This window comes from Pseudoscardovia suis, from assembly GCF_002797875.1.
GTDB classification, from domain to species: domain Bacteria; phylum Actinomycetota; class Actinomycetes; order Actinomycetales; family Bifidobacteriaceae; genus Pseudoscardovia; species Pseudoscardovia suis.
In genome coordinates, this window is record NZ_PGFC01000005.1 from 133520 (window position 1) to 155104 (window position 21585).

A 21585-nucleotide genomic window follows, 5' to 3' on the forward strand; every position below is an offset into this window, starting at 1 on the left:
GCCAAGCCTGCGCTGTCGTTACTCACCATGATGCGCGTCACAGGATCCGTGAGGGGATTCATGAGAATCGGCTGCATTCTGTGAAGCAGCCAAACGCTTAGCGACCTTGGCGAAAGACGATGCCACCTGTGCATCCAACGATTGGAAGGCAGCATGCGCCGCCGACGGCTTTGCCCGCATGACAATGTCACATCCTGCGGGCAGAGCCTGCTCATGCGCACGGGCAAGCACGCGGAAGCGCCTTTTGACCGCATTACGGGTTACGGCGTGTCCGACATTCTTGGAAACTGCAAGTCCCATGCGCACCCCTGCCGGGTGGCTGCCTGATTCACGTATGCAAAAATGCACAACAAGGTCACGGCTGGTGACCTTGGTGCGCTGCTTCACAACATGGACGAAATCGCGGTGGCTTTTCAGTCGCTCCACTTGTCGCCCGCGGTCGCTCTTAGGCGGACAGGGTCTTGCGGCCCTTGGCGCGGCGACGGTTGATGGTCGCGCGGCCGGAACGCGTACGCATGCGCACGCGGAAACCATGCTTCATGTGACGACGGCGGTTATTGGGCTGGAATGTCCTCTTCATAATCAATGCTCCTGGTTACAGGCCACGCTTGCGCGCGGCTCCTCATGAGTCAAGCTCTACCAAATTACTCTGAGGGGTGGAATTAGTCAAAAGAGCGAGCGCGACACGCGGGGATTGCCCTGCAGGCGGCAGGCATCCCAAGACCCGCTGAAAAAATCATCCACATCGCATCCACAGCCCTTCCACCGCGCGCGGCAAGTTGTGCACAGATTGTTCACATGTGCACCCGTCAGTTACCCACATCCTTCGATAACCGCCAACGCAAGTATTTTCAACGTTTTTCCATTGCCCTATTCCATCCACACCGACGAAGTTATCCACAAATAACATCTATGTTATTCACAATCAAACTCATTGCAACACGCTACGATGTGGATAACTTTCAAAACGTGGAGTATAACTATTAGGTCGTCACTAGCCTTGAATACAACCGACTCCGCAGCCGGCACATCCAACGGCATATTCAACATCCAAGGCGCCCTCAAAAAACGAGGCACCCCCAACACCCCATACAGGAAGGAAGCACCCATGGCAGACACAGATGAAGCCGCAGCAATCTGGTCGCGGGCCAAGGAACTGCTTCTGTCCAACAATTCGCTGTCGGAGCGCTACAAGAGCTGCATCAGCGAAATCACACCTTTCCGTTGCTTCGACAACATGATCGTTCTCGAAGCGACCAATGAATTCACCCGCCTCACCATCGAAAACAATATTTCGAACGAGGTGATCCAGGCGTTGAAAATCGCCGCGGGCAAGGACATGACGTTCCTCATCCACCTGGTGAGTTCCAACAGTCCGGCAGCCTCGACGAACTCCACTTCCGCAGACGATCCCAATGATGCGATCGCCATTGCCTCCCAGGCACACCAGCGCAATGCGGTGCCCACCCCCGCCACGATGGCACGGCAGACCACGCAACCGCAGAACCCCACATTCCGCGGCGTGCAAAATCAGCGTCCTGGTGCACAACATCCCGGCGTACAGCGCCACCAGCACAGGGAGAAACCGCACAACCCTCAGCAAGGCACGCTTTTCGACCTGGATGCGTTCCCCCGTTCGAATGCCGGTGCACAGCCAACCAACGCGCAGCAGAATTTCCAATCCACCGCCCAAGGTTTCGCGGCAGCGCAGGGAACACAGATGCCACAGCAAGGCGCGAATAACGCCAACGGGACGACCATGCCGGGCGGCCAGAACGTTCCTGGAACGCAAACCAACCCTTACGGCACGAATCCGTATGACGACTACTCGGCATATCCCGACGCCGACATGCCATCCACAACGTATGACGCGAATCAAGGCGCACCCGGGCAGGACTCCCATGGTTTCGCGCCCCTTCCGACGAATCCCGCGAATGGCGGTTATGAGGGGCCGGCGCAATCTGCGCAACAACCTGGCGCAGGTGTGACCCCTGCCCAAGTCGCTTACCGCAATGGCGCACAAGGGAATCCGCGCCAAATGCCGGCGCCCCGACGCGGCAACCAGATGATGGGACCGGCTTCCCCCGCCGCATATGCGTCCGGGTATCAGCAGCACGGCGATATGCAGATGTCCACGCCGCGCATGAACCGCGACGAAGAGACCCATCTCAACAAGCTGGCGACATTCGACACCTTCGTTGCCGGTGATTCCAACCGTTTCGCCCACGCCGTGGCGCTTGCCGTGGCGGAGACGCCTGGCAAGCTGTATAACCCGCTGTGCATCTACGGCGGTCCGGGACTGGGCAAGACGCATCTTCTCAATGCAATCGGCAACGAGGCGTTGCGCGAAAACCCGTCGCTCAAGGTGCGATATGCGAATTCCGAGGAGTTTACCAACGAATTCATCGAAGCCTTGCGCACGTCGTCAACGGATCCCAATGGCGTCACGAACTTCAACAGGCGTTACCGTGAGGTCGACATCCTGCTCATCGACGACATCCAGTTCCTGCGCGGCGAAGAGACGATGCGCCAGTTCTTCCACACCTTCAACGCACTGCACCAGGCCAACAAGCAGATCGTGATCGCGTCCGACGTTGCGCCCAAGAATCTCAAGGGATTCGAGCAGCGCCTGATTTCGCGCTTCGACTCCGGCCTGTCGGTGGATGTGCGCCCGCCGGACCTGGAGACGCGTATTGCGATTCTGCGCATGAAGGCGCAGACCAGCGGCATGGAAGTGCCCAACGACGTGCTGAACCTGATCGCCGAACAGGTGACGGACAACGTGCGCGAGCTGGAGGGCGCGCTGACGCGCGTGCATGCCATGGCGTCGCTGAACAAGCAGCCCCTCACCCGTGCCTTGGCGGAACAAACGCTGCAGGACTTCTTCTCGTCGGATGTGGAGATCACCCCTACGGACATCATCACGACGACGGCGCAGTACTTCCAGCTGACCTTCGACGACCTGGTGGGTACCAGCCGCACGAAAAACATTGCAATGGCGCGGCAAATCGCCATGTACATGGCACGTGAAATGACCAGCCTGTCGCTGGTCGACATCGGCGAGATCTTCGGAGGGCGCGACCATTCCACAGTCATGCACGCCTGCCGCAAGATTTCATCGGAAATGTCGGAAAAGCGCGAAGTCTACAACTACGTGACCGAACTGACGGTGCTCATCAAGCGCAAGGATTCCACAAAATAAGCCATCGCTGCCGCACATTGGGTCGCACAGTGGCAGGAAGATACAGTGGTAAGAGGCTTGTGAGAGGCTCATGCGACGCTTCGTAACGCTGGCGGAGCGCCGCAAACCAGCGCAATGGCGCACGTGGGACGGCGCTCTGCGCTGCTCTTCACGCCATGCTTCGTGAATCATCGGGGTAGCATGCTCAGGGGTGGAGTGTACAATTTTCGAGGTGAAAACCGCCTCGAAATCGAGAAGTTATCCACACGGTTATCCACATTTGGCGAATTTTTGAGTGAATAAGCGGCTTTTTCTTGTGGAAAAGTCGTGGAGGATCCAGTGGAAAATCCCGAAAAGTTGGGGATAAATTTTGACGTTTTTGCGTCGGTGGATAAGTCCGCCGGCCATCAACAAGTTATCCACAGTGAATCCACATCTGTGGGCAACTCGGAAGGCTTCGCGCCAGCGTCGACCGCATAGTTTTCCACAAATCCACCGACACTATTACGACGACTAATGAATACGTAAAGGTAGTGATCATAAAGATAACAGCGAGATGCATAAACTTCGCATATTTTTATGTTTGAGGGTTGCATATATGCAGGGCGTTGTGCATAACAGTTTGCGCAAAAAACGTTCGAATACGCAACAAATAACAACAACGAGAACAAGGGAAGCGGCCGCAGAGGCTATATGTTTAGTAAACGTTTACTTATGCAGAGGGTTGCACATTCCCCTTGTGCTCCGGTTTTGTGATTCTCAATAAGGGCGACGTCCGTTCGAGATTTTCGGATATGGATTTTCTCAATAAGGCGCACCCGCATGGCGTGCCGTTATGAGGATTTTCATTGCCCTGCCCGTCGGCGTGCCGAAAAATGTAGAATGGATGCGGAAGCAGGATTAGACTTGAGTTCCTTGTGGATTTGGGCGCGTGGGTTTTGTCGCTCCCGCGTCATGGATTATCCAAGGTGGGCGGTTGCCATGCTCCGCCCTTCCGGAAGTGCCGACACATTACAAATCACCGACAGAAAGCAGGGTCAGTCATGAAGGTCGAGGTAAATTCCTCCGATTTCGCTGAAGCGGTCAACTGGACCACGCACATCATCGCGCAGAGGCCAGCGTCGCCGATTCTGCAGGGCGTCAAGATCGATGCTGCCGATGGTGTGATGGATCTTTCTGCGTTCGACTATGAGGTGACCGACAGGCATCATATCGAGGCGACGGTTGACGAGCCGGGCACGATTGTGGTGCTGGGGCGTCTGCTTGCCGACATCTCCAAGAACCTTCCTGCCGAGAAGACGACGCTTGCCACCGACGGCACCCGTCTGATGATCCGAAGCGGCAAGGCGCGCTTCTCATTGCAGCTCATGCCTGATTCCGACTACCCGCAGCTGCCCCAGGTGCCTCCGGTGCTGGGACGCGTGGATGGCGAGACCTTCGCTCATGCCGTGACGCAGGCGGCGGTGTCCGTGGCGAGGGAAGACAGCAGGCCGATCCTTACGTCGATCCTCATGGAATTCAACGGGGACCAGGTCACGATGACATCCACCGACCGCTTCCGCCTCAGCCAGATCACATTCTCCTGGACACCTCAGGATCCCCAGGTTGAAGCCAAGGCACAGGTGCGTGGCAAGCTGCTGTCCGACATCGCCCGATTCCTTGACACCACTCAGAACGTGACCTTGGACTTCGATCCGGAGAACGCGCGTCTGATGGGCATTGAGAACGCCGGCCGTGTGTCGACAACGCAGCTGATCGAAGGCGACTTCCCCGCCGTGCATTCCCTGTTCCGCGATGAATACCCGATCCAGGTGGTGCTCAATCGCCAGGAACTGCTGGGGGCCTTGCATCGCGTGTCCTTGGTGGCCGAACGCAATTCGACGGTGCGGTGCCGTTTCACGCAGGATGAGCTGACGTTGTCTGCCGGTGCTGCGGACGAATCGCAGGCTTCTGAATCCATCGCCGCTGATCTTGACGGCGGCGACATCACCGTGGCTTTCAACCCGTCGTATCTTGTGGAAGGCCTCAAGGCATTCGATGAGCCGTATGTGCGCATCAAGATGACCGACGCTCTCAAGGCTGTGGAGATTGATGGACAGCAGGAGGCCGATTCCGATGAATCCCTGGACTTCCGCTATCTGATGGTGCCGGTGCGTTTCAGTGAGTGACCTGTTGCCGAGTGATGTGCTATGCATGTGACGCGGTTGGTGCTTGACCATTACCGTTCCTGGAAACACTGCTTGGTGGATTTTGAACCGGGCGTCAACGTGCTTTACGGCAGGAACGGCCTTGGCAAGACGAACATTGTCGAAGCCGTGGAAGTGTTGGCGACGGGCGGCTCCCATCGCACATCCGCGACGGTGCCGCTTGTGGAACGTGGCAAGAAGACGGCCACCATCCGAGCGAATGTGGTCGACGGTATCAACGATGATGGCAATTCTTCTCTTGATACCGCAAACACCACCACGTATGCCGTGACATTGCCTGTGCGAGGAGGCAACAAGGCTCGGGTGAACGGCGGCGCCAGCCAGCCGTTGCGCTCGGTGGTGGGGCAGGTGCGCGCCGTTGTGTTCGCGCCGGACGACCAGCTGCTCGTATCGATGGATCCTGCCAGGCGACGTGCGTTTCTCGATTCCGCCGGTGCACAGCTCGTCCCGGGCTACTACGAACTGGCGCAGGAATTTGCCCGCATCGCCAAGCAGCGTGCGAAACTGCTGCGGCAGATAGGACAGGAACGCTCTCTCGGGCATGGCGTGGGTCCCCTGCTGGATGCCTTGGAGGCATGGACCGGCAGCTTCATAGACCGTGGATTGCGGTTGACGCAGGCGAGGTCGAAGGTATGCGCGTTGCTTGAGAAGCCCTTTGTGTCGATCTGCGCCGATCTTTCGGGCGGTGGCGCGGCGTCGATGCTGTATGCACCGGGTTTCGCCGAAGCCGAGGCTGTGTGCGAGGCGCCCGTGGCGCGACAGGACTGGCAATCCGAACCGCAGGTCGGCGTGTCTGTGCTGGAGGCCATCAGTGGGCATTTTCAGCGAATCTTCGATGGCGAGGTGGCGCAGTCGCGCAATCTGATAGGGCCTCATCGTGATGACGTGATGTTCATGCTGGACGGCGCTCCCGCCAAGGATTATGCGAGCAACGGTGAGATGTGGACAATCGCCCTGGCTCTCAAGATGGCGCTGTTCACGGTGCTTGAAGGCAGGTCGGCGCAGGATGGCTCGCCCACAGGGGCGCCCGTGTTGATTCTCGACGATGTGTTTTCGCAGCTGGACGCGGCGCGACGGTTGCAGATCGTGGAATTCGCCTCCCGCCAGGAGCAGACACTCATCACGGTGGCCGCTCCCGGTGATGTTCCGGAAGGGATAGAGGCGCACATGATCGATGTGCACAAGATCGAGGAGGATTCCGATGCCTCGGCATGGTGAAGCGGGCGCGGAGCAGCCGACGCCCGGCATGCCGGTGGCGCAGGCCCTGCGGCTCGACCCCACGCTGCTGCCCGAGCAGATCTTTGCCGTGTATTGCTCCGATGCCGCGCTGGACGATGATGAACGACGCCAGAAGGCGCATGACAGCTTCGGCAAGCCCGGGCGCGATCCAATCACGATTTCCACAGCGCTGATGCCGATGATGGACGATCCGGTGTGGCGCCGCGGCATGGCGGTCGCCCAGCTCTCGCAGAACTGGGAGCAGATCGTGGGCGCTGCCATTGCGGCGAACTGCCGACCGGTGTCATACAAGGACGGTGTGCTGACGATCCGACCGCTGAGCACCGTGTGGGGGCAGCAGCTGACCTTCATGGCGCCCCAGATCAAGCAGGCATTGAATTCGCGCGTGAAGGGGCTGGATGTGACCGAAGTGAAGGTGACGGCGGCGAGTTCCATCACGTTCCGAAGGGGCAAGTGGGACGTCAAGGGACGAGGCGTGCGAGATACGTATTTCTAGCGCTTTGAGTCCCCCGGTCCTAGTAGGATTACGCACAGAGATATATTCGTGCCTTGGTGGGTCGTTTTTGTGGCTCTCAGGGCATGTTTAATCGTGATCCAATGACGGTGCAGCATGGCAAACCCCACTGTGGGTCGTCTGCCAAGGCGTTTGCCGGGTCGCTGTGGCGGTTCAGGGCTGCCTCGGCGTGCCCGGGATGCGCGCCAGTGATGGTGAGCCGTCGCGGGCGGCACGGAAAACCCGCATGGATCGCGGCAACATGAAAAACACTAGGAAGGAAGCTTTGGTGGCCGATTCCAACGACGAACAGCCCGTGGGCATTCCCGAAGAAACGCATGCCGAAGGCATGGTGGATTCCAACGCAACCCAATCATCATCAACCCAATCAGTGACCAACGGGGAGCAAGCCGGTCAGGCAGGCGCGAACGGCGAAACCGTCAACGCGCATGCGCAGGCCAATGAGGCCGTGCAGAACGACGAACTGACCGATGCGCAGCTCGACGATTCCTTGGCGCCGCACCACTATGATGCGTCCGACCTCAAGGTGCTGGAAGGCCTTGAGGCGGTCCGCGTGAGGCCGGGCATGTACATCGGCTCCACCGGTCCGCGCGGCCTGCACCACCTGGTCTACGAGATCGTCGACAATTCCGTGGACGAGGCGTTGGCCGGTTTCGCCACGCACATCGAAGTGACGATCCTGCCGGACAATGGCATCACCGTCGTCGATGACGGCCGCGGCATCCCTGTGGACGAAGTGCCGGGCGAACACAAGTCCGGCGTCGAAGTCGTCATGACGAAGCTGCACGCCGGCGGCAAGTTCGGAGGCGGCGGTTACGCGGTCTCCGGCGGTCTGCACGGCGTGGGCATCTCCGTGGTGAACGCACTGTCCACGCGCATGCACATCGAGGTGCGCCGCCAAGGCTTCCACTGGACCCAGGATTACGTGAACCAGAAGCCGGTGGCGCCGCTTGCCAAGGGCGAGCCGATGGCGGAAGGCGAGTCGACGGGAACGTCCGTCACGTTTTGGGCGGACCCCGCGATTTTCGAAACGACCGTGTATGACTTCGAGACGCTGCGCAGCCGCTTCCAGCAGATGGCATTCCTCAACAAGGGCCTGCGCATCTCCCTCACCGACTTGCGCCAGATCGACCAGGCGGGAGACGAAGTCGCCGGCGACGGTGACAACGTGGCCGAGGAGCTTCACGAAAGCGTGAGCTACCAGTATGTCAACGGCATCCGCGACTACGTGGACTTCCTGGTGAAGGCCAAGCACGCCGTGCCTGTCGAGAACGACATCATCGATTTCGAATCCGAGGACCTCACGGTCGGCATCTCGGCGGAAATCGCCTTGCAGTGGACGAACGCCTACTCCGAATCCGTGCATACCTTCGCCAACACAATCACCACGACGGAAGGCGGCACGCACGAGGAAGGTTTCCGCGCCGCGCTCACCGGCCTGGTGAACCGCTACGCGCGTGAGAAAAACATCCTCAAGGACAAGGATGAGAACCTATCGGGCGACGACGTGCGCGAAGGCCTCGTGGCCGTCGTATCCGTCAAGCTCACGAACCCGCAGTTCGAAGGCCAGACGAAGACGAAGCTGGGAAATTCCGAAGCCAAGACCTTCGTGCAGCGCGTCATGACCGAGAAGCTCTCCGACTGGTTTGACTCCCACCCCGCCGAAGCCAAGTCCATCGTGCTCAAGGGCATGGAGGCGTCCCGCGCTCGTATCGCCGCCAAGAAGGCGCGCGAATCCACGCGTCGCAAGTCCATCTTCGAATCCGCCGGCATGCCGGACAAGCTCAAGGACTGCCAGTCCAACGATCCGGCCGAATGCGAGCTGTTCATCGTCGAGGGTGATTCTGCAGGCGGCTCCGCCATTCAGGGGCGCAACCCGATCACCCAGGCGATCCTGCCGCTGCGAGGCAAGATCTTGAACACGGAGCGCGCCTCGCTCGACCGCATGATGAAGTCCGACACGATCGAGTCGCTGATCACCGCCATCGGCGGCGGTTATGGCGAGAACTTCGACGTGAACAAGGTGCGGTACCACAAGATCATCATCATGGCCGATGCCGATGTGGACGGTGCGCATATCGCCACGCTGAACCTTACGCTGTTCTTCCGCTACATGCGCCCGATGATCACCGCCGGCTACGTGTATGTCGCCATGCCGCCGCTGTATCGAATCAAGTGGACGAAGGGCCCGCACGACTTCGTGTACACGGACGCCGAACGCGACCGCGTGCTTGCCGAAGGCAAGGCGGAAGGCAAGCAGCTTCCCAAGGGCGAAGGCATCCAGCGTTACAAGGGTCTGGGCGAGATGACGTACCAGGAGCTGTGGGAGACGACCATGGATCCTGAGCACCGCATCCTCAAGCAGATTCACATCGAGGACGCTGCCCAGGCTGACGAGACGTTCTCCATGCTCATGGGTGACGACGTGGAGCCCCGCCGCCTGTTCATCCAGCGCAACGCACACGACGCCCGATTCATCGATGCATGATCCAAACTGTGTGGTGTGCGGTATTGCATGATGTGCCCTGTGATACCGCAAACCACACGGATGCCGGATACCGCAGACCACACACATGTGGCGTCTGCATGACACTTACGAATCACGTGCCGAACCACGTGCAGCCAAGAACTTCACCAATCCAAGGAACCCAAGGCAATGGCAGATGATAACTTCACCGGCGACGAGCCGGACAACGAGGACCAGATCCACGGCCTCGACAACAACAGCGAACCGCTGAGCCCCCAAGAGGCCGACACCACTGATTACGGCCTGCTCAAGGGCCAGCGCGTGCAGCCTATCGACCTGCAGCAGGAGATGCGCGAATCGTACCTGGCGTATGCGCTGTCCGTGATCGTGGAGCGTGCGCTCCCCGATGTGCGCGACGGTATGAAGCCGGTGCACCGCCGCGTGATCTACGCGATGTATGACGGCGGCTACCGTCCCGACCGCGGCTACAACAAGTGCTCCCGCGTCGTGGGTGATGTGATGGGCAAGTACCATCCGCACGGCGATGCCGCCATCTACGACACCCTCGTGCGCATGGCGCAGCCGTGGAGCATGCGCTACCTGCTCGTGGACGGACAAGGCAACTTCGGCTCCCCGGGCGACGATCCCGCGGCCGCCATGCGTTACACGGAGTGCCGCATGGCACCGCTCGCCATGGAAATGGTGCGCGACATCGATAAGGACACCGTTGACTTCCAGCCCAACTACGACGGCAAGACGCAGGAGCCCGTCGTGCTGCCCAGCCGCTTCCCCAACCTGCTGGTCAACGGTTCCAGCGGCATCGCCGTGGGCATGGCCACCAACATTCCGCCTCACAACATGCGCGAGGTCGCCGATGGCGTGCACTGGGCGCTGGAACACCCCGAGGCAAGCCGCGAAGAGCTGCTCAACGCGCTCATCGCCCGCATCAAGGGTCCTGACTTCCCGACCGGCGCCACAATCCTGGGGCACAAGGGCATCGAACAGGCCTACCGCACCGGACGCGGCCTCATCACGATGCGTGCAGTCGTCAACACCGAGGAAATCCGCGGACGCATGTGCCTTGTCGTCACGGAACTGCCTTATCAGGTCAATCCCGATCGCCTTGTCGTGTCGATCCGCGAAGCGGTGCGCGACGGCAAGATCAGCGGCATCGCCGACATGCGCGACGAAACCTCTGGCCGCACCGGCCAGCGCCTCGTGCTGGTGCTCAAGCGCGACGCCGTGCCGAAGGTCGTGCTCAACAACCTGTACAAGCACACGCAGCTGCAGCAGACGTTCGGCGCCAACATGCTCGCCCTCGTGGACGGCGTGCCGCGCACGCTCAGCCTCGACGCGTTCGTCAAGCACTGGGTGGACCATCAGCTCGAAGTCGTCGAACGCCGCACCCGCTACCTCAAGCGCGAAGCGGAGGAACGCGACCACATTCTGCAGGGCTATCTGAAGGCCCTCGACATGATCGACGAGGTGATCGCCCTCATCCGCCGCTCCCCCACTGTGGATGCCGCGCGCACAGGCCTTATGGACCTGCTTGACGTGGACGATGTGCAAGCGGACGCCATCCTCGCCATGCAGCTGCGCCGTCTCGCAGCCCTCGAACGCCAGAAGATCCTGGACGAGCACGAGGAACTGCAGCGCAAGATCGCCGATTACAACGACATCCTTGCCAGCAAGGAACGCCAGCGCACGATCGTGGGTGACGAACTCGACGAAATTGTCGAAAAGTACGGTGATGACCGCCGCACCCGCATCCTGCCGTATTCCGGCGAAGTCAACATGGAAGACCTCATCGCCGATGAGAACGTCGTCGTCACGGTGACGCACAGCGGCTTCATCAAGCGCACGAAGGTCGACGAATACCGCGCGCAGCATCGCGGTGGCAAGGGAATCAAGGGCGCTCGTCTGCGCGAAGACGACGTGGTGGACCACTTCTTCCTCACCAGCACGCACAACTGGCTGCTGTTCTTCACCAACAAGGGTCGCGTCTACCGTCTGAAGGCCTACGAGGTGCCGGAGGGCGGACGTGATGCCAAGGGCCAGCATGTGGCGAACCTGCTGCAGCTCGAACCTGGCGAAAACATCCAGCAGGTGCTGTCGATCCACGATTACGACGATGCGCAGTACCTGGTGCTCGCCACCCGCAGTGGCAAGGTCAAGAAGACCGAGCTGTCGGAGTACGACTCCCCGCGCCAAGGCGGCCTCATCGCCATTCGCCTCACGCAGATCGAAGGCGCCACGACGACGGACGAGGATGGCAACGAAGTGCCGATCATCGACGAACTGATCGGTGCCGCGCTGTGCAATGCACAGGACAACATCATCGTTGTCTCGGAGCACGGCATGTCGGTGAGGTTCTCCGCCGATGACAGCACGCTGCGCCCGATGGGCCGTCAGACTGCCGGTGTGCAGGCCATGAAGTTCAAGGGCGAGCCGGGCGAGGACCTGCTGCTCAGCATGGACGTGGTGCCTGCCGATTCCGATTCCGACCTGCTGCTCGTGACGAGCGAAGGCTACGGCAAGCGCACGGCGCTCAGCGAATACCGCTTGCAGGGCCGCAACGGATACGGCGTGAAGGCCATCAACCTGGTCGAGGGGCGTGGCGATCTCGTCGGTGCTTTGGTGGTGAACGAAGACGACCAGATCATGGCGATCATGAAGTCCGGCAAGGTGATTCGCTCCGATGTGTCCGAAATCAACCGCACTGGCCGCACCACCCAAGGTGTGACGCTCGCCAAGCCGGACGAAGGCGACGAGATCATCTCCATCGCGCGCAATGCGGAGACCGATGATGGCACGGATGGCGGCGAGGAGGCGGAGGCTGCGGCATCTGCGGAGCCTGCGGTCCCTGCGGCATCCGTTGCCGGCAATGGTGAAAATACTGCAAAGATTGGCGCGGAAGGCGGTCAAGCAGCCTCTGAAGCGGCGGGTACGTCGCAAGACGCTGATAATGTCGCATAACAGACAGAGAGATGGCGTGTGCGGTCAGCCGTGCACGCCATCGCCGCACTACGCCCTTGCTGCACTCTGTGCAGCAAGCAATGCGATGCGGTGAGTAAATGCACGTAGCAAATATGCACAGGTCAATCATGGAAGTGCAAGGTGAAGGCATGAGCGATAACAACATCACGCCGAACGTGAACTCGGAACCCGGCTATGCAAATGCCGGCTACACACACCCGGGGCCGGAGCAAGGCAATCGTGGTGGCGTTGGCTCCGCTGAATCGTTCGCACCGGCGTCGACCGATGCAGCGCCACGCGTGATGCGCTCGGCCTCATCCTCCGTCTTCCCTGACGCTTCCGCCGGCGCCGCTGCGGCATCCGTCGCTCCCTCGGGAGAATTTGCAGCCTCCGCTCGCGCGCCTCGGTCTGCGCATTCCGACGCGCCTCGAATCGTAGGCGTGTCCGCTTCCGCTCCGGTACATTCCTCCCTGGAAAGCGTGCCCGCCGCACCTCGCAACGCCCATCACCCGCAAGAGGGTGGCGCCGCTGATGGACAGCGTCGCCACAAGACCCCGCGCGCACGCCGCATGAAGCTCTCGCTCACGCGCATTGATCCGTGGTCCGCCACCAAGGTCGGCTTCATGCTGTCCGTGGCGATTTCACTCATTCTCATCATCGCGCTCAGCGTGGCATGGGCCGTGTTCATGGGCTCGAATGCCATGACGTCCATCAACTCGCTCGTTTCCAGCAGTGGACTGGACTCCGTGACAACAGGCCTGACAAGCATTTTCTCGCTGTCCCATGTGATCAGCGTGCTGGTGATTCTGGGCGTGTTCAACACCGTGCTGTTCACACTGCTCGCCGCCATCAACGCATTCCTCTACAACCTCACCGCACGCCTCGTCGGCGGTCTGCGCGTGACGCTGGGCGACGACTGAGCCGCTAGCCGACATTGCCTTTGCAGTATTGAAGGTTCCTCATGACAGGCGCATCAACCCAATCCAGCGAGATGGGCAATGATGCGCCTGCTTTTCTCTCACGATGGGAGGCTGATCGCTGGCTGCCCGGATACCAGCAGTGCACCGCCTACTTCATGCAGACCGACGACGAAGGTCAGGTCATAGCCACGTTCGTGCGCAAGAACCCGCAGACGCTTCTGCCGGACGCGCAATGGCGGCGGTTTGCGCGTACAGTGCTGCGGCGCTCCCCTGCGGCAATCCTGTATGTGCATGGATGGAACGACCATTTCTACCGCCGGCATGCGTCGGAATTCTGGGAGAAAATGGGCGTGCACTTCTACGCCGTGGACCTGCCCAAGTTCGGACGCAGCTACCGCAGCGGGCAGACCCCGGGGTACACCGAGGACCTGCATGGATACTTCCCTGTGCTGGATGCTTTACGTGACCTCATCGTTAAGGAATGCGGGCCTCGCGTGAAGATTCTCGCCATAGGGCATTCCATGGGCGGTTTGGTGGCCTCGCTGTGGATGCACCATCGCCAGCCGCATCACGTGACGGCACTGATGCTCAATTCCCCGTGGCTGGAGCTGCAACTGACGCGTTTCGGGCGCTGGTTGACCACTCCGGTGGTGCGCGGCGTCACGATGATGGGTGGCAAGACCGCCATGCCGCTCAACGACCCTGGCTTCTATTCACGCACGCTGTACAAGTCCCAAGGCGGACTATGGAACTACGAACGCTACCAGCTGCCCGACGATGTGCAATTCCAGCCGCGTGCCGGATGGATGAACGCCATCTACAACGGACAGGACGAGGTCGCCAAGGGACTCGATATTCGCGTGCCGGTGCTGGTGTGCACGTCCGATCGGTCCATGCTGCAGACGCGCTGGGACCCGTTGATGGCGCGGGCAGACACCGTGCTCGATGTGCAGTCGGTGCGCCAGGCTGCGGTGAATCTGGGGCCGTTTGTGACGCTGGTGACGATTCCCGGTGCGTTGCATGATATTTCGATGTCAGCTCCCGATGCGAGGCGCGAGTACTTCCGGATCGGTTTGGAATGGGCAGGGCTATTGGCATGGGGATCTTATCGAGTGAGTCGCCATGCCGAGAGAGCTGCGCTTGATGCTGTGTGCGCAGCCGATGGGAACGAAGGGTGGGCGACATCTGACTCTGAGACGAGTCGGGGCGCAGACCCCGATCAGACTTCGGGTGATGGTGATGAAAACACTGCCGACGATAGCAATACTTCAAACCACAATGGTGATGTGGTTCAGGGTATCAGTGTTAAATTGGAAGGCGATACCTTAAACTACAATAATCATGAAGACATTGAAAACAGTAGTCAAACGTAAGATAATACCTAAAACAACAAACAATTTGTAGTTTGTGGTATTAATGGTGGATACCGTAAACCACACAGCGAACTGTTAACAATTAACATGCTTGTGCGCGCACTCAATACCGTGAACTACAACGCCGGTGATAGCATCACCAGATACACGGCAACACAGTGGCATGACCATCCGAGCAGCGTGCCCAAATGAAAGACTTCGTGGTATTCAAACCAACCAGGTGCAAGAATCGGCTTGCGCAGTGCAAAGCACACGGCGCCAGCGATGTAGCATGCGCCGCCTGCCATGAGCAGCCAGCACACCGCGGGGCCTGCGGCAGGTGCATGCCATAGCAGCGGAAGCAGCACTGAAACGGCGAGGCCGAGCACGCAGTAGATGATGGTGAAGAACCAGTCCGGCCCCTTCTTCCACACGGCGTGGGTGACTATTCCGACGATGCATAGCCCCCATATGATGCCTAGGTACGGCCAGATGAGCTGCCTGGGCAAGGCGAGGGCGATGGGCGTGTTGGTGCCTGCGATTGTGAGAAAAATGTTCGAATAGTCGATGGCGCACATCGCGTCATGTTTGCGGCGCGAATGCCAGTGGATCAGATGCAGGCAGGCACTGATGCCAAACAGCATCATGGATGTGGCGGCATACAGGCTGCAGGCGAGCTTGGGCACGCCGGCGGGTGCCAGGCATATGAGTGTGACCGTTGCGCCGATGCACAAAGGAAACATGATGGCGTGCAGCCAGCCGCGCAACCGAGGATGGTGCTCGCCCAGATAATCGGTGGGTTCGATGGCGAGACCGCGGCGAATGGCTTCGCGCTTGGCTTGTTTGAGTTCTTTGCGTGCAGTGCGCCGGCGCTTGCGGGCTTGGTCAAGGTCGCGCACTGATGCCCTGTCGCTGTGCGTGGCGCTGCCCAGGCGTTTCATGGCGGTGAGGTCTGCGGCGCGCCGGTCAGCGGTGGATTCGCGACGCACGGCGGGGTCTGCGTGGTCGAGGTCGCGGCGGTATTGGTGCGGCTGCTGCTTGGCGGAGATCATTGGCTTGTCTTGCGCCGGGGCTGTGTTGGTTGCGACGGTTGCGGTTATGGCAGTGGTTGTGGCTGCCGTGGGCATCGATGCCGTTGCGGTTTGTGAGGTTCGCGGTGCGGTCCGCCCTGAGGTCGGTGTTGAATTCACTGGCATGATCGCCCCTTCCCTGCTTGTTTCTTGCGCTTGTTGCTTGGGTTTATCTGTTGCTTCCGTCTGTTTTTCTGCCGATTATTGTCTTTCTATGTGTAACTTACTACGAAGTAAGTTCGTTGTCTGACGGTGCGATTTCACAGCGTGGAATCTCGAAAAAATAAAACCACTGCGGAGCATAAAACCGGAGCATAAAAACCGCTGCAGAACGTAGACCCACATATGCAAAAGCGGTTCCCATGAACGAATTCATGGGAACCGCCTGCTGTCCATTGTCAAGTCAATGGCGTTGTTGGAGTTGAGCGACAGGGAACGCCGCGAGCTGATTCCAGACATCGGAAGATGGTCGCGGCTTCACAGCGCTTCGCGCCGCCTTACAGCGTGGCGTCCATCGCCTGCTTGAGGTCGGCGATGATGTCATCGGCGTCTTCGAGTCCGCAGCTCAGACGCACCAGGTCGATGCCCACGCCGGCTTCCTCAAGCTGCGCTTCCGTCAGCTGGCGGTGTGTGGTGCCAGCGGGATACAGGATGCACGAACGGGAATCCGCCACATGCGTGGCAATGGACACCAGCTTGAGGTGGTCAAGGAACGACGAGACCTTGTCACGGCCGCCAGGCACGCCGAAAGCGATGACGCCGCAGGTGCCGTTAGGCATGTATTTCTGCGCTCGCTCATAATACTTGTCGCCTTCCAGACCCGGATGATTCACCCACGAGATGCGCGGATCGGAAGCGAGGAATTTCGCCACCTTATAGCCGTTCTTCACATGCTGGCGCATGCGCAGTCCCAGATCCTCGAGGTTCTGGCCCAAAATCCACGAATTCACCGGCGAAGGAATGGAGCCGAAGTCACGCATGAGCTGCGCCACGCACTTCGTGATGAACGCGCCACCCTTGCCAAACTGCTGGGCGTACACAACACCGTGGTAGGAGTCATCCGGCGTGGTCAGTCCCGGGAACTTGTCGGCATGCGCCATCCAGTCGAAGTTGCCTGAATCCACGATGGCGCCGCCCACGGTGGAGCCATGGCCATCCATGTACTTCGTGGTGGAGTGCGTCACGATGTCAACGCCGTATTCGAACGGACGGCAGTTGACGGGTGTGGGGAACGTGTTGTCGACGATGAGCGGCACGCCATGGCGGTGCGCGGCGGCTGCGAATTTGTCGAAATCGAACACCATCAGCGACGGATTGGCGATGGACTCGCCGAACACCGCCTTCGTGTTGGGCTTGAACGCCGCCTCGAGCTCTTCCTCGGAGCAATCCGGGTGCACGAACGTGCAATCGATGCCCATGCGGCGCATGGTGACGTTGATGAGGTTGTAGGTGCCGCCGTAGATGGCGTTCGATGCAACGATGTGGTCGCCCGCCGAGCAGATGTTGAACAACGCGAAGAAGTTCGCGGCCTGGCCGGAACTGGTCAGAATTGCCGCGGTGCCACCTTCGAGCTGGCAGATTTTTTGCGCCACCACGTCATTGGTGGGGTTGGAGAGGCGGGTGTAGAAATAGCCGGATTCCGATAGGTCGAACAGTCGCGACATCTGTTCGCTGCTGGTGTATTTGAAGGTGGTCGATTCCACAATGGGAGGTGTGCGGGGCTCGCCGTTCTTCGGCTGCCAGCCGGACTGCACGCACGTGGTGTCGAGGGGATGCTTGCAATTGCAGGCATGCCTGTTTTCCGATGATTCAGACATGGGGAACTTGCCTTTCGATTGCTGATGTGATTGTTTTCAATTATGAAAAGTTGGGAATCAAGCCATTCGGTGGATCAATTTCGGGTCCCGATGGTTTGATTGATGGCGGTCGAACTGCCGGGTGGTCGATCGCCGGCTGAATTGGCTGTGCCGCACGGGTCTCGGTGTGCTGCACAGCCAGCGTGGTGGCGCAACGTCGCGCTATGTGCGTCAGTCGCGCTATTCGCGTACCAGACGAATCTTCTCGATGTCGTCGCGGTGCGATTCGCGGTAAATCACGAAACGGTTGCCAATGACCTGCACGACTTCCGCGTGCAGCTTGTCGCACAGCTCCTGCGCTGCTTCCTTCGCGTCCACGCCGATGTCAGGCAGGACCTGGCATTTGATGAGCTCGCGCTTCTCGATCGTTTCATCCGCCTGCTTGATCGTGGCATCGGTGATGCCGTTCTTTCCGATGATGAGCAGCGGGCTGAGCTTCTGCCCCAGGGCGCGCAGTTGCTTCGTTTGCTTCTTGGTAAGGGTCATTGCTCCTCGTTTCCGTAGATGATTCCAAGGGTATCGTATGGGCGCGATTCAGCGCAGGAATCATGGGGAACCGCGACGCTGATGACGCCAAGAACGATTGCTAGGCAATGTTGCCAAGCAATGAAAAAGCCCGGCGATTAGGGGGGGCGCCGGGCATTCATCAGAGAGAAGGAGAGAAGAAGGGATTCAGTTATCAGAAGCCTGTAAGAGGCTTCCGTCGGAAGCTTTCGCTTTCGATGCTTTTATATAACGGCGCGAAACTGAATGGAACGGGGTGTTTTCCATGGGAATTGCGTGGGAAACCCATCGGAATGTGTGTAGAGTCGAGGTTTGCGCGACAATGATGCATGTCGAAGGCAATGCAGCTGCATGGCGCGCAACCAGAGCATCCGAATTATTGCAGCACGGAAACGCGTAGAAACGCGCCAACAATTGCCAACAATTACAGTGCATACAGTGCACGCAGGCACACGTGCAGTGCACACAGCTCGAAGGAGGCCGCATGGCACAAGAGGACAAAGCCGATGCCGGCTATGCCAAGGAACTCAAGCCACGACATATCAGGATGATCGCAATCGGCGGGTCCATTGGCACCGGCCTGTTCCTCGGCACCGGCGGGCGCCTGGCGCAAGGCGGCCCCGGACTCATGATCGCCTATGCGATCTGTGGAGTGTTCGCGTTCCTCATGGTGCGGGCATTGGGTGAGCTCGCCATCCGCCGTCCGTCATCGGGCGCGATCGTGTCGTATGCGCGTGAATTCTTCGGCGAGAAGGGCGCGTATTTCACCGGCTGGCTCTACTACATCGTGTGGGCGACCGTGCTGATGGCTGATTCCACGGCATCGGCGCTGTATCTCAAGTATTGGTCCGTGTTCGATGCCGTGCCGCAATGGGTGCTTGCCTTCGCCGTGCTTGCGGTCGTGTTCGTTATCAACATGCTGAGCGTCAAAATGTTTGGTGAAGCGGAATTTTGGTTCTCCGCCATCAAAGTCGCGATGATCATGCTGTTCATTGTCGTGGGCATCTGGGCGGCATGCACCGGCGCGCACGTGGGAGACTACACCGCCGGCGTGCACAACATCACCGACAACGGCGGCCTGTTCCCGCAAGGAATGGGCGTGGTGCTGACCCTGACGCTCGGCGTCATTTACGCGTTCGGTGGCACGGAAATGGTGGGCGTGGCGTCCGGCGAGGCGAAGGACGCTCAGAAAGTGCTCCCCCATGCCATCAATTCGATGATCTTCCGAATCCTCGTGTTTTACGTGGGCTCCGTGGCGGTCATGACGCTGGTGATGCCATACACCGCGTATTCGGCGAACGAATCGCCATTCGTCACGTTCTTCGCGGGGCTTGGCGTGCCGCATGCCGGTGACGTGGTGCAGTTCGTGGTGCTCACCGCTGCATTGTCGGCATTGAACTCCGGGCTGTATGCGAGCGGGCGCACGCTGCGGTCGCTGGCGCTCGCCGGTTCCGCGCCGAAGATGGCGCGCAAGCTCAGCAAACACAAGGTGCCTTCGGGCGCCATCCCCATGACGATGTGCGTGGCGATGATCGGCGTGGTGCTCAATGCGATTGTGCCCAGCGCGGCGTTCAACATCGTTATGAACCTTGCGGGCATTGGCATCGCCACCGTATGGTGCCTCATCATGGTGATCCATCTGGCGTTCATGCGTCGCGTGCGCAAGGGATTGGAGCCGCGCCCCGCGTATCACTTGCCTGGCGCGCCGGTGACGGATTGGGTGACGCTCGTCTTCTTTGTGGTCGTGGTGTTCTCGAACTTCTTCACCGTCGAGGGACGCCAGACGATCGCCGTGTTTGCCGTGGTGGTCGTGGCGCTGATTATCGGCTGGTTCGCTGTGAGGGGCCGTATCAACGGCACGATGCTTGACAACATGCTCGATATCAACGATGACGCGCTGGGCGTGCCCGATGAGGAACGCGCCGTTGAATCCCCTGACATGGGCGATGACGAGCGGGTGCCGCTCATCAAATAAGCGCGAATAAGCCCGGCCTGCGTCACGGCACGGCGGCATAACAAAGGCGGACCAATGGCTCACATGTGATGCCATCGGTCCGCCTTCTGTGTATGCCTGCAGGTTCCATGCGCGTGTTTCATTCCGGCGGTGGAACCTGCCCTGGAATCTGCTCCGGACTTATGCTCCGAATTTGTCAGCGCTCTCCCACTCGGCGGGGCTTGAATAATAGTCGAAGAAATCAAGGGATTCCCCGATGACCTGTCCCAGGAGTTCGTTGGGCAGGCTGCCCTGCTCATGTGGAGCGCCGTCCAGACGGATGAGAGACGCCTCGCCGCCATCCTGCGTCACATGCATCACGAATTCATCCTGTGCCTGAAGCGACACCTGGACGTCGTTGCCGGACTGAATGAGCAGGATGGGCGTGGTGATGCGGCCGACGGCGCTGTCGCGGCGGATGCTCTTGGAAAGCCGCACCATTTCGCGCACCCAGCCGTTCGTCGCCTCGAAATTCTGGTAATGGCCGTCTTCGGCGCGCACGTCATACAGCCACTTGCCGCGGGCCATCGACAGACCGGGCGTCACCAAATCCTCGCTCCATGCAGGGAAAGGCTTCTGCCCTGGAGCCGGGGCTTCGCCGCCGCGTCCGACACACAGCGCATCCAAGGCCGCTGGAGCCACCTGTTCCGGCACGCTCAGGATGGGATCGATCATCGGCGCTGACAGCACCAGTGCGTCAAGGGTGGATGGATACTGCTCCGTGAGCGCCACGGCAATGCCGCCGCCCATCGAATGCCCATACATGCACAATGCGGCGGTGGGGGCCATCGGGCGTGCGACCACTTCGCAGAACTTCTTCAAATCAACGATGTAACGGCGCCAATCGTCAATCCACACGCGGTCGAAATCGCCCAGGTCGCGCGGCGAATAACCATGGCCGCGGTCCTCGAGGATCGCCACGTTGTATCCGCCGGCAAGGAAGTAATAGGCGATTTCGTCATAGCGACCATAGAACTCCGAAAAACCGTGGGCGATGACGACGGTGCCTTGGGCATCGGCGGGGGCTTCGGCGTCGCGGTTGCCCTGAGGGAAGTCCGCGTAACGGTACGTGACGTAGCGCAGTTCGCCGTTATGGGAGTCTTGCGGAATCGCCAGCTCCGTGAGTCCCGGATGCGTGGCGGGCGCCATCCAGCCCTCCGTGGCGCATGCGGCGAGGGCGGGCTGCACCACATCGGTCATAGCTGATGCGTAATTGTTCTCATCGATGAGCGTGACCATTGTTCCTCGATTCCTGATCTCTGTTCCTGCTTCTGCTCTTGTTCCGGTGCTCTGGTGAGTGCAGTTC

Annotated in this window: 15 protein-coding genes; 9 read left to right on the plus strand and 6 right to left on the minus strand. The window is 59.8% G+C overall.

Annotated features, from left to right (window positions below; genetic code table 11):
• Positions 1-18 precede the first annotated feature (18 nt).
• Together rnpA and rpmH are read right to left on the minus strand one after the other, a co-directional pair.
• Positions 19-426: a ribonuclease P protein component gene (gene rnpA / locus CLV65_RS06790; protein ID WP_094690400.1), complete on the minus strand. Its 408-nt coding sequence runs from the start codon at positions 424-426 to the stop codon at positions 19-21.
• A 19-nt stretch (positions 427-445) separates the two neighbouring features.
• Positions 446-580 (minus strand): 50S ribosomal protein L34, encoded by a 135-nt coding sequence (rpmH, locus tag CLV65_RS06795; protein ID WP_094690399.1) that lies wholly within the window; start codon positions 578-580, stop codon positions 446-448.
• A 528-nt stretch (positions 581-1108) separates the two neighbouring features.
• Between rpmH and dnaA the strand changes: the two genes are divergently transcribed.
• The 8 genes from dnaA (at position 1109) to CLV65_RS06835 (ending at position 14877) form a co-directional block, all read left to right on the plus strand.
• Positions 1109-3202, plus strand: a complete 2094-nt coding sequence (dnaA, locus tag CLV65_RS06800) for a chromosomal replication initiator protein DnaA (RefSeq protein ID WP_094690398.1) — start codon at positions 1109-1111, stop codon at positions 3200-3202.
• A gap of 1022 nt (positions 3203-4224) precedes the next feature.
• Positions 4225-5349 (plus strand): DNA polymerase III subunit beta, encoded by a 1125-nt coding sequence (gene dnaN / locus CLV65_RS06805; protein WP_094690397.1) that lies wholly within the window; start codon positions 4225-4227, stop codon positions 5347-5349.
• 21 nt (positions 5350-5370) lie between these two features.
• Complete coding sequence (recF, locus tag CLV65_RS06810; RefSeq protein ID WP_094690396.1) at positions 5371-6606, plus strand: DNA replication/repair protein RecF; 1236 nt, start codon at positions 5371-5373, stop codon at positions 6604-6606.
• Positions 6590-7123, plus strand: coding sequence for a DciA family protein (locus CLV65_RS06815; protein ID WP_157847244.1), 534 nt, complete (start codon positions 6590-6592; stop codon positions 7121-7123). The genes recF and CLV65_RS06815 overlap by 17 nt, the downstream gene beginning before the upstream one ends.
• A 346-nt stretch (positions 7124-7469) precedes the next feature.
• The gene (gyrB, locus tag CLV65_RS06820; RefSeq protein ID WP_094690478.1) at positions 7470-9629 is read left to right on the plus strand and encodes a DNA topoisomerase (ATP-hydrolyzing) subunit B; all 2160 of its coding nucleotides are present in this window, start codon (positions 7470-7472) and stop codon (positions 9627-9629) included.
• Positions 9630-9797: 168 nt separating this feature from the next.
• Positions 9798-12584, plus strand: coding sequence for a DNA gyrase subunit A (gyrA, locus tag CLV65_RS06825; RefSeq protein WP_094690394.1), 2787 nt, complete (start codon positions 9798-9800; stop codon positions 12582-12584).
• A gap of 149 nt (positions 12585-12733) precedes the next feature.
• A complete protein-coding gene (locus tag CLV65_RS06830) occupies positions 12734-13504 on the plus strand; it encodes a DUF3566 domain-containing protein (protein ID WP_157847245.1) in 771 nt (256 codons plus the stop codon).
• Between the two features lie 41 nt (positions 13505-13545).
• The gene (locus CLV65_RS06835; protein WP_094690392.1) at positions 13546-14877 is read left to right on the plus strand and encodes an alpha/beta hydrolase; all 1332 of its coding nucleotides are present in this window, start codon (positions 13546-13548) and stop codon (positions 14875-14877) included.
• Between the two features lie 116 nt (positions 14878-14993).
• On the opposite strand, the gene trhA is transcribed toward CLV65_RS06835, so the two are convergent.
• The 3 genes from trhA to CLV65_RS06850 form a co-directional block, all read right to left on the minus strand.
• Positions 14994-16052, minus strand: a complete 1059-nt coding sequence (gene trhA, locus CLV65_RS06840) for a PAQR family membrane homeostasis protein TrhA (protein ID WP_244569062.1) — start codon at positions 16050-16052, stop codon at positions 14994-14996.
• 371 nt (positions 16053-16423) lie between these two features.
• Complete coding sequence (locus CLV65_RS06845; RefSeq protein ID WP_094690391.1) at positions 16424-17743, minus strand: O-acetylhomoserine aminocarboxypropyltransferase/cysteine synthase family protein; 1320 nt, start codon at positions 17741-17743, stop codon at positions 16424-16426.
• A 219-nt stretch (positions 17744-17962) separates the two neighbouring features.
• Positions 17963-18268, minus strand: a complete 306-nt coding sequence (locus CLV65_RS06850; protein WP_094690390.1) for a YhbY family RNA-binding protein — start codon at positions 18266-18268, stop codon at positions 17963-17965.
• A 502-nt stretch (positions 18269-18770) separates the two neighbouring features.
• Between CLV65_RS06850 and CLV65_RS06855 the strand changes: the two genes are divergently transcribed.
• Positions 18771-20261 carry an amino acid permease gene (locus CLV65_RS06855; RefSeq protein ID WP_094690389.1) on the plus strand — a complete coding sequence of 497 codons (1491 nt, stop codon included), beginning with the start codon at positions 18771-18773 and terminating at the stop codon, positions 20259-20261.
• Between the two features lie 159 nt (positions 20262-20420).
• On the opposite strand, the gene CLV65_RS06860 is transcribed toward CLV65_RS06855, so the two are convergent.
• On the minus strand, positions 20421-21518 hold the full coding sequence (locus CLV65_RS06860) for an alpha/beta fold hydrolase (protein ID WP_157847246.1): 1098 nt from the start codon (positions 21516-21518) through the stop codon (positions 20421-20423).
• Between the last annotated feature and the right edge of the window lie 67 nt (positions 21519-21585).

What these genes read in the sequence shown, in the direction of transcription:
- rpmH (WP_094690399.1), bottom strand. Translation starts at nt 580, where the DNA reads ATGAAGAGGACATTCCAGCCCAATAACCGCCGTCGTCACATGAAGCAT.
- dnaA (WP_094690398.1), top strand. Translation starts at nt 1,109, where the DNA reads ATGGCAGACACAGATGAAGCCGCAGCAATCTGGTCGCGGGCCAAGGAA.
- dnaN (WP_094690397.1), top strand. Translation starts at nt 4,225, where the DNA reads ATGAAGGTCGAGGTAAATTCCTCCGATTTCGCTGAAGCGGTCAACTGG.
- recF (WP_094690396.1), top strand. Translation starts at nt 5,371, where the DNA reads ATGCATGTGACGCGGTTGGTGCTTGACCATTACCGTTCCTGGAAACAC.
- CLV65_RS06815 (WP_157847244.1), top strand. Translation starts at nt 6,590, where the DNA reads ATGCCTCGGCATGGTGAAGCGGGCGCGGAGCAGCCGACGCCCGGCATG.
- gyrB (WP_094690478.1), top strand. Translation starts at nt 7,470, where the DNA reads ATGGTGGATTCCAACGCAACCCAATCATCATCAACCCAATCAGTGACC.
- gyrA (WP_094690394.1), top strand. Translation starts at nt 9,798, where the DNA reads ATGGCAGATGATAACTTCACCGGCGACGAGCCGGACAACGAGGACCAG.
- CLV65_RS06830 (WP_157847245.1), top strand. Translation starts at nt 12,734, where the DNA reads ATGAGCGATAACAACATCACGCCGAACGTGAACTCGGAACCCGGCTAT.
- CLV65_RS06835 (WP_094690392.1), top strand. Translation starts at nt 13,546, where the DNA reads ATGACAGGCGCATCAACCCAATCCAGCGAGATGGGCAATGATGCGCCT.
- trhA (WP_244569062.1), bottom strand. Translation starts at nt 16,052, where the DNA reads ATGCCAGTGAATTCAACACCGACCTCAGGGCGGACCGCACCGCGAACC.
- CLV65_RS06845 (WP_094690391.1), bottom strand. Translation starts at nt 17,743, where the DNA reads ATGTCTGAATCATCGGAAAACAGGCATGCCTGCAATTGCAAGCATCCC.
- CLV65_RS06850 (WP_094690390.1), bottom strand. Translation starts at nt 18,268, where the DNA reads ATGACCCTTACCAAGAAGCAAACGAAGCAACTGCGCGCCCTGGGGCAG.
- CLV65_RS06855 (WP_094690389.1), top strand. Translation starts at nt 18,771, where the DNA reads ATGGCACAAGAGGACAAAGCCGATGCCGGCTATGCCAAGGAACTCAAG.
- CLV65_RS06860 (WP_157847246.1), bottom strand. Translation starts at nt 21,518, where the DNA reads ATGGTCACGCTCATCGATGAGAACAATTACGCATCAGCTATGACCGAT.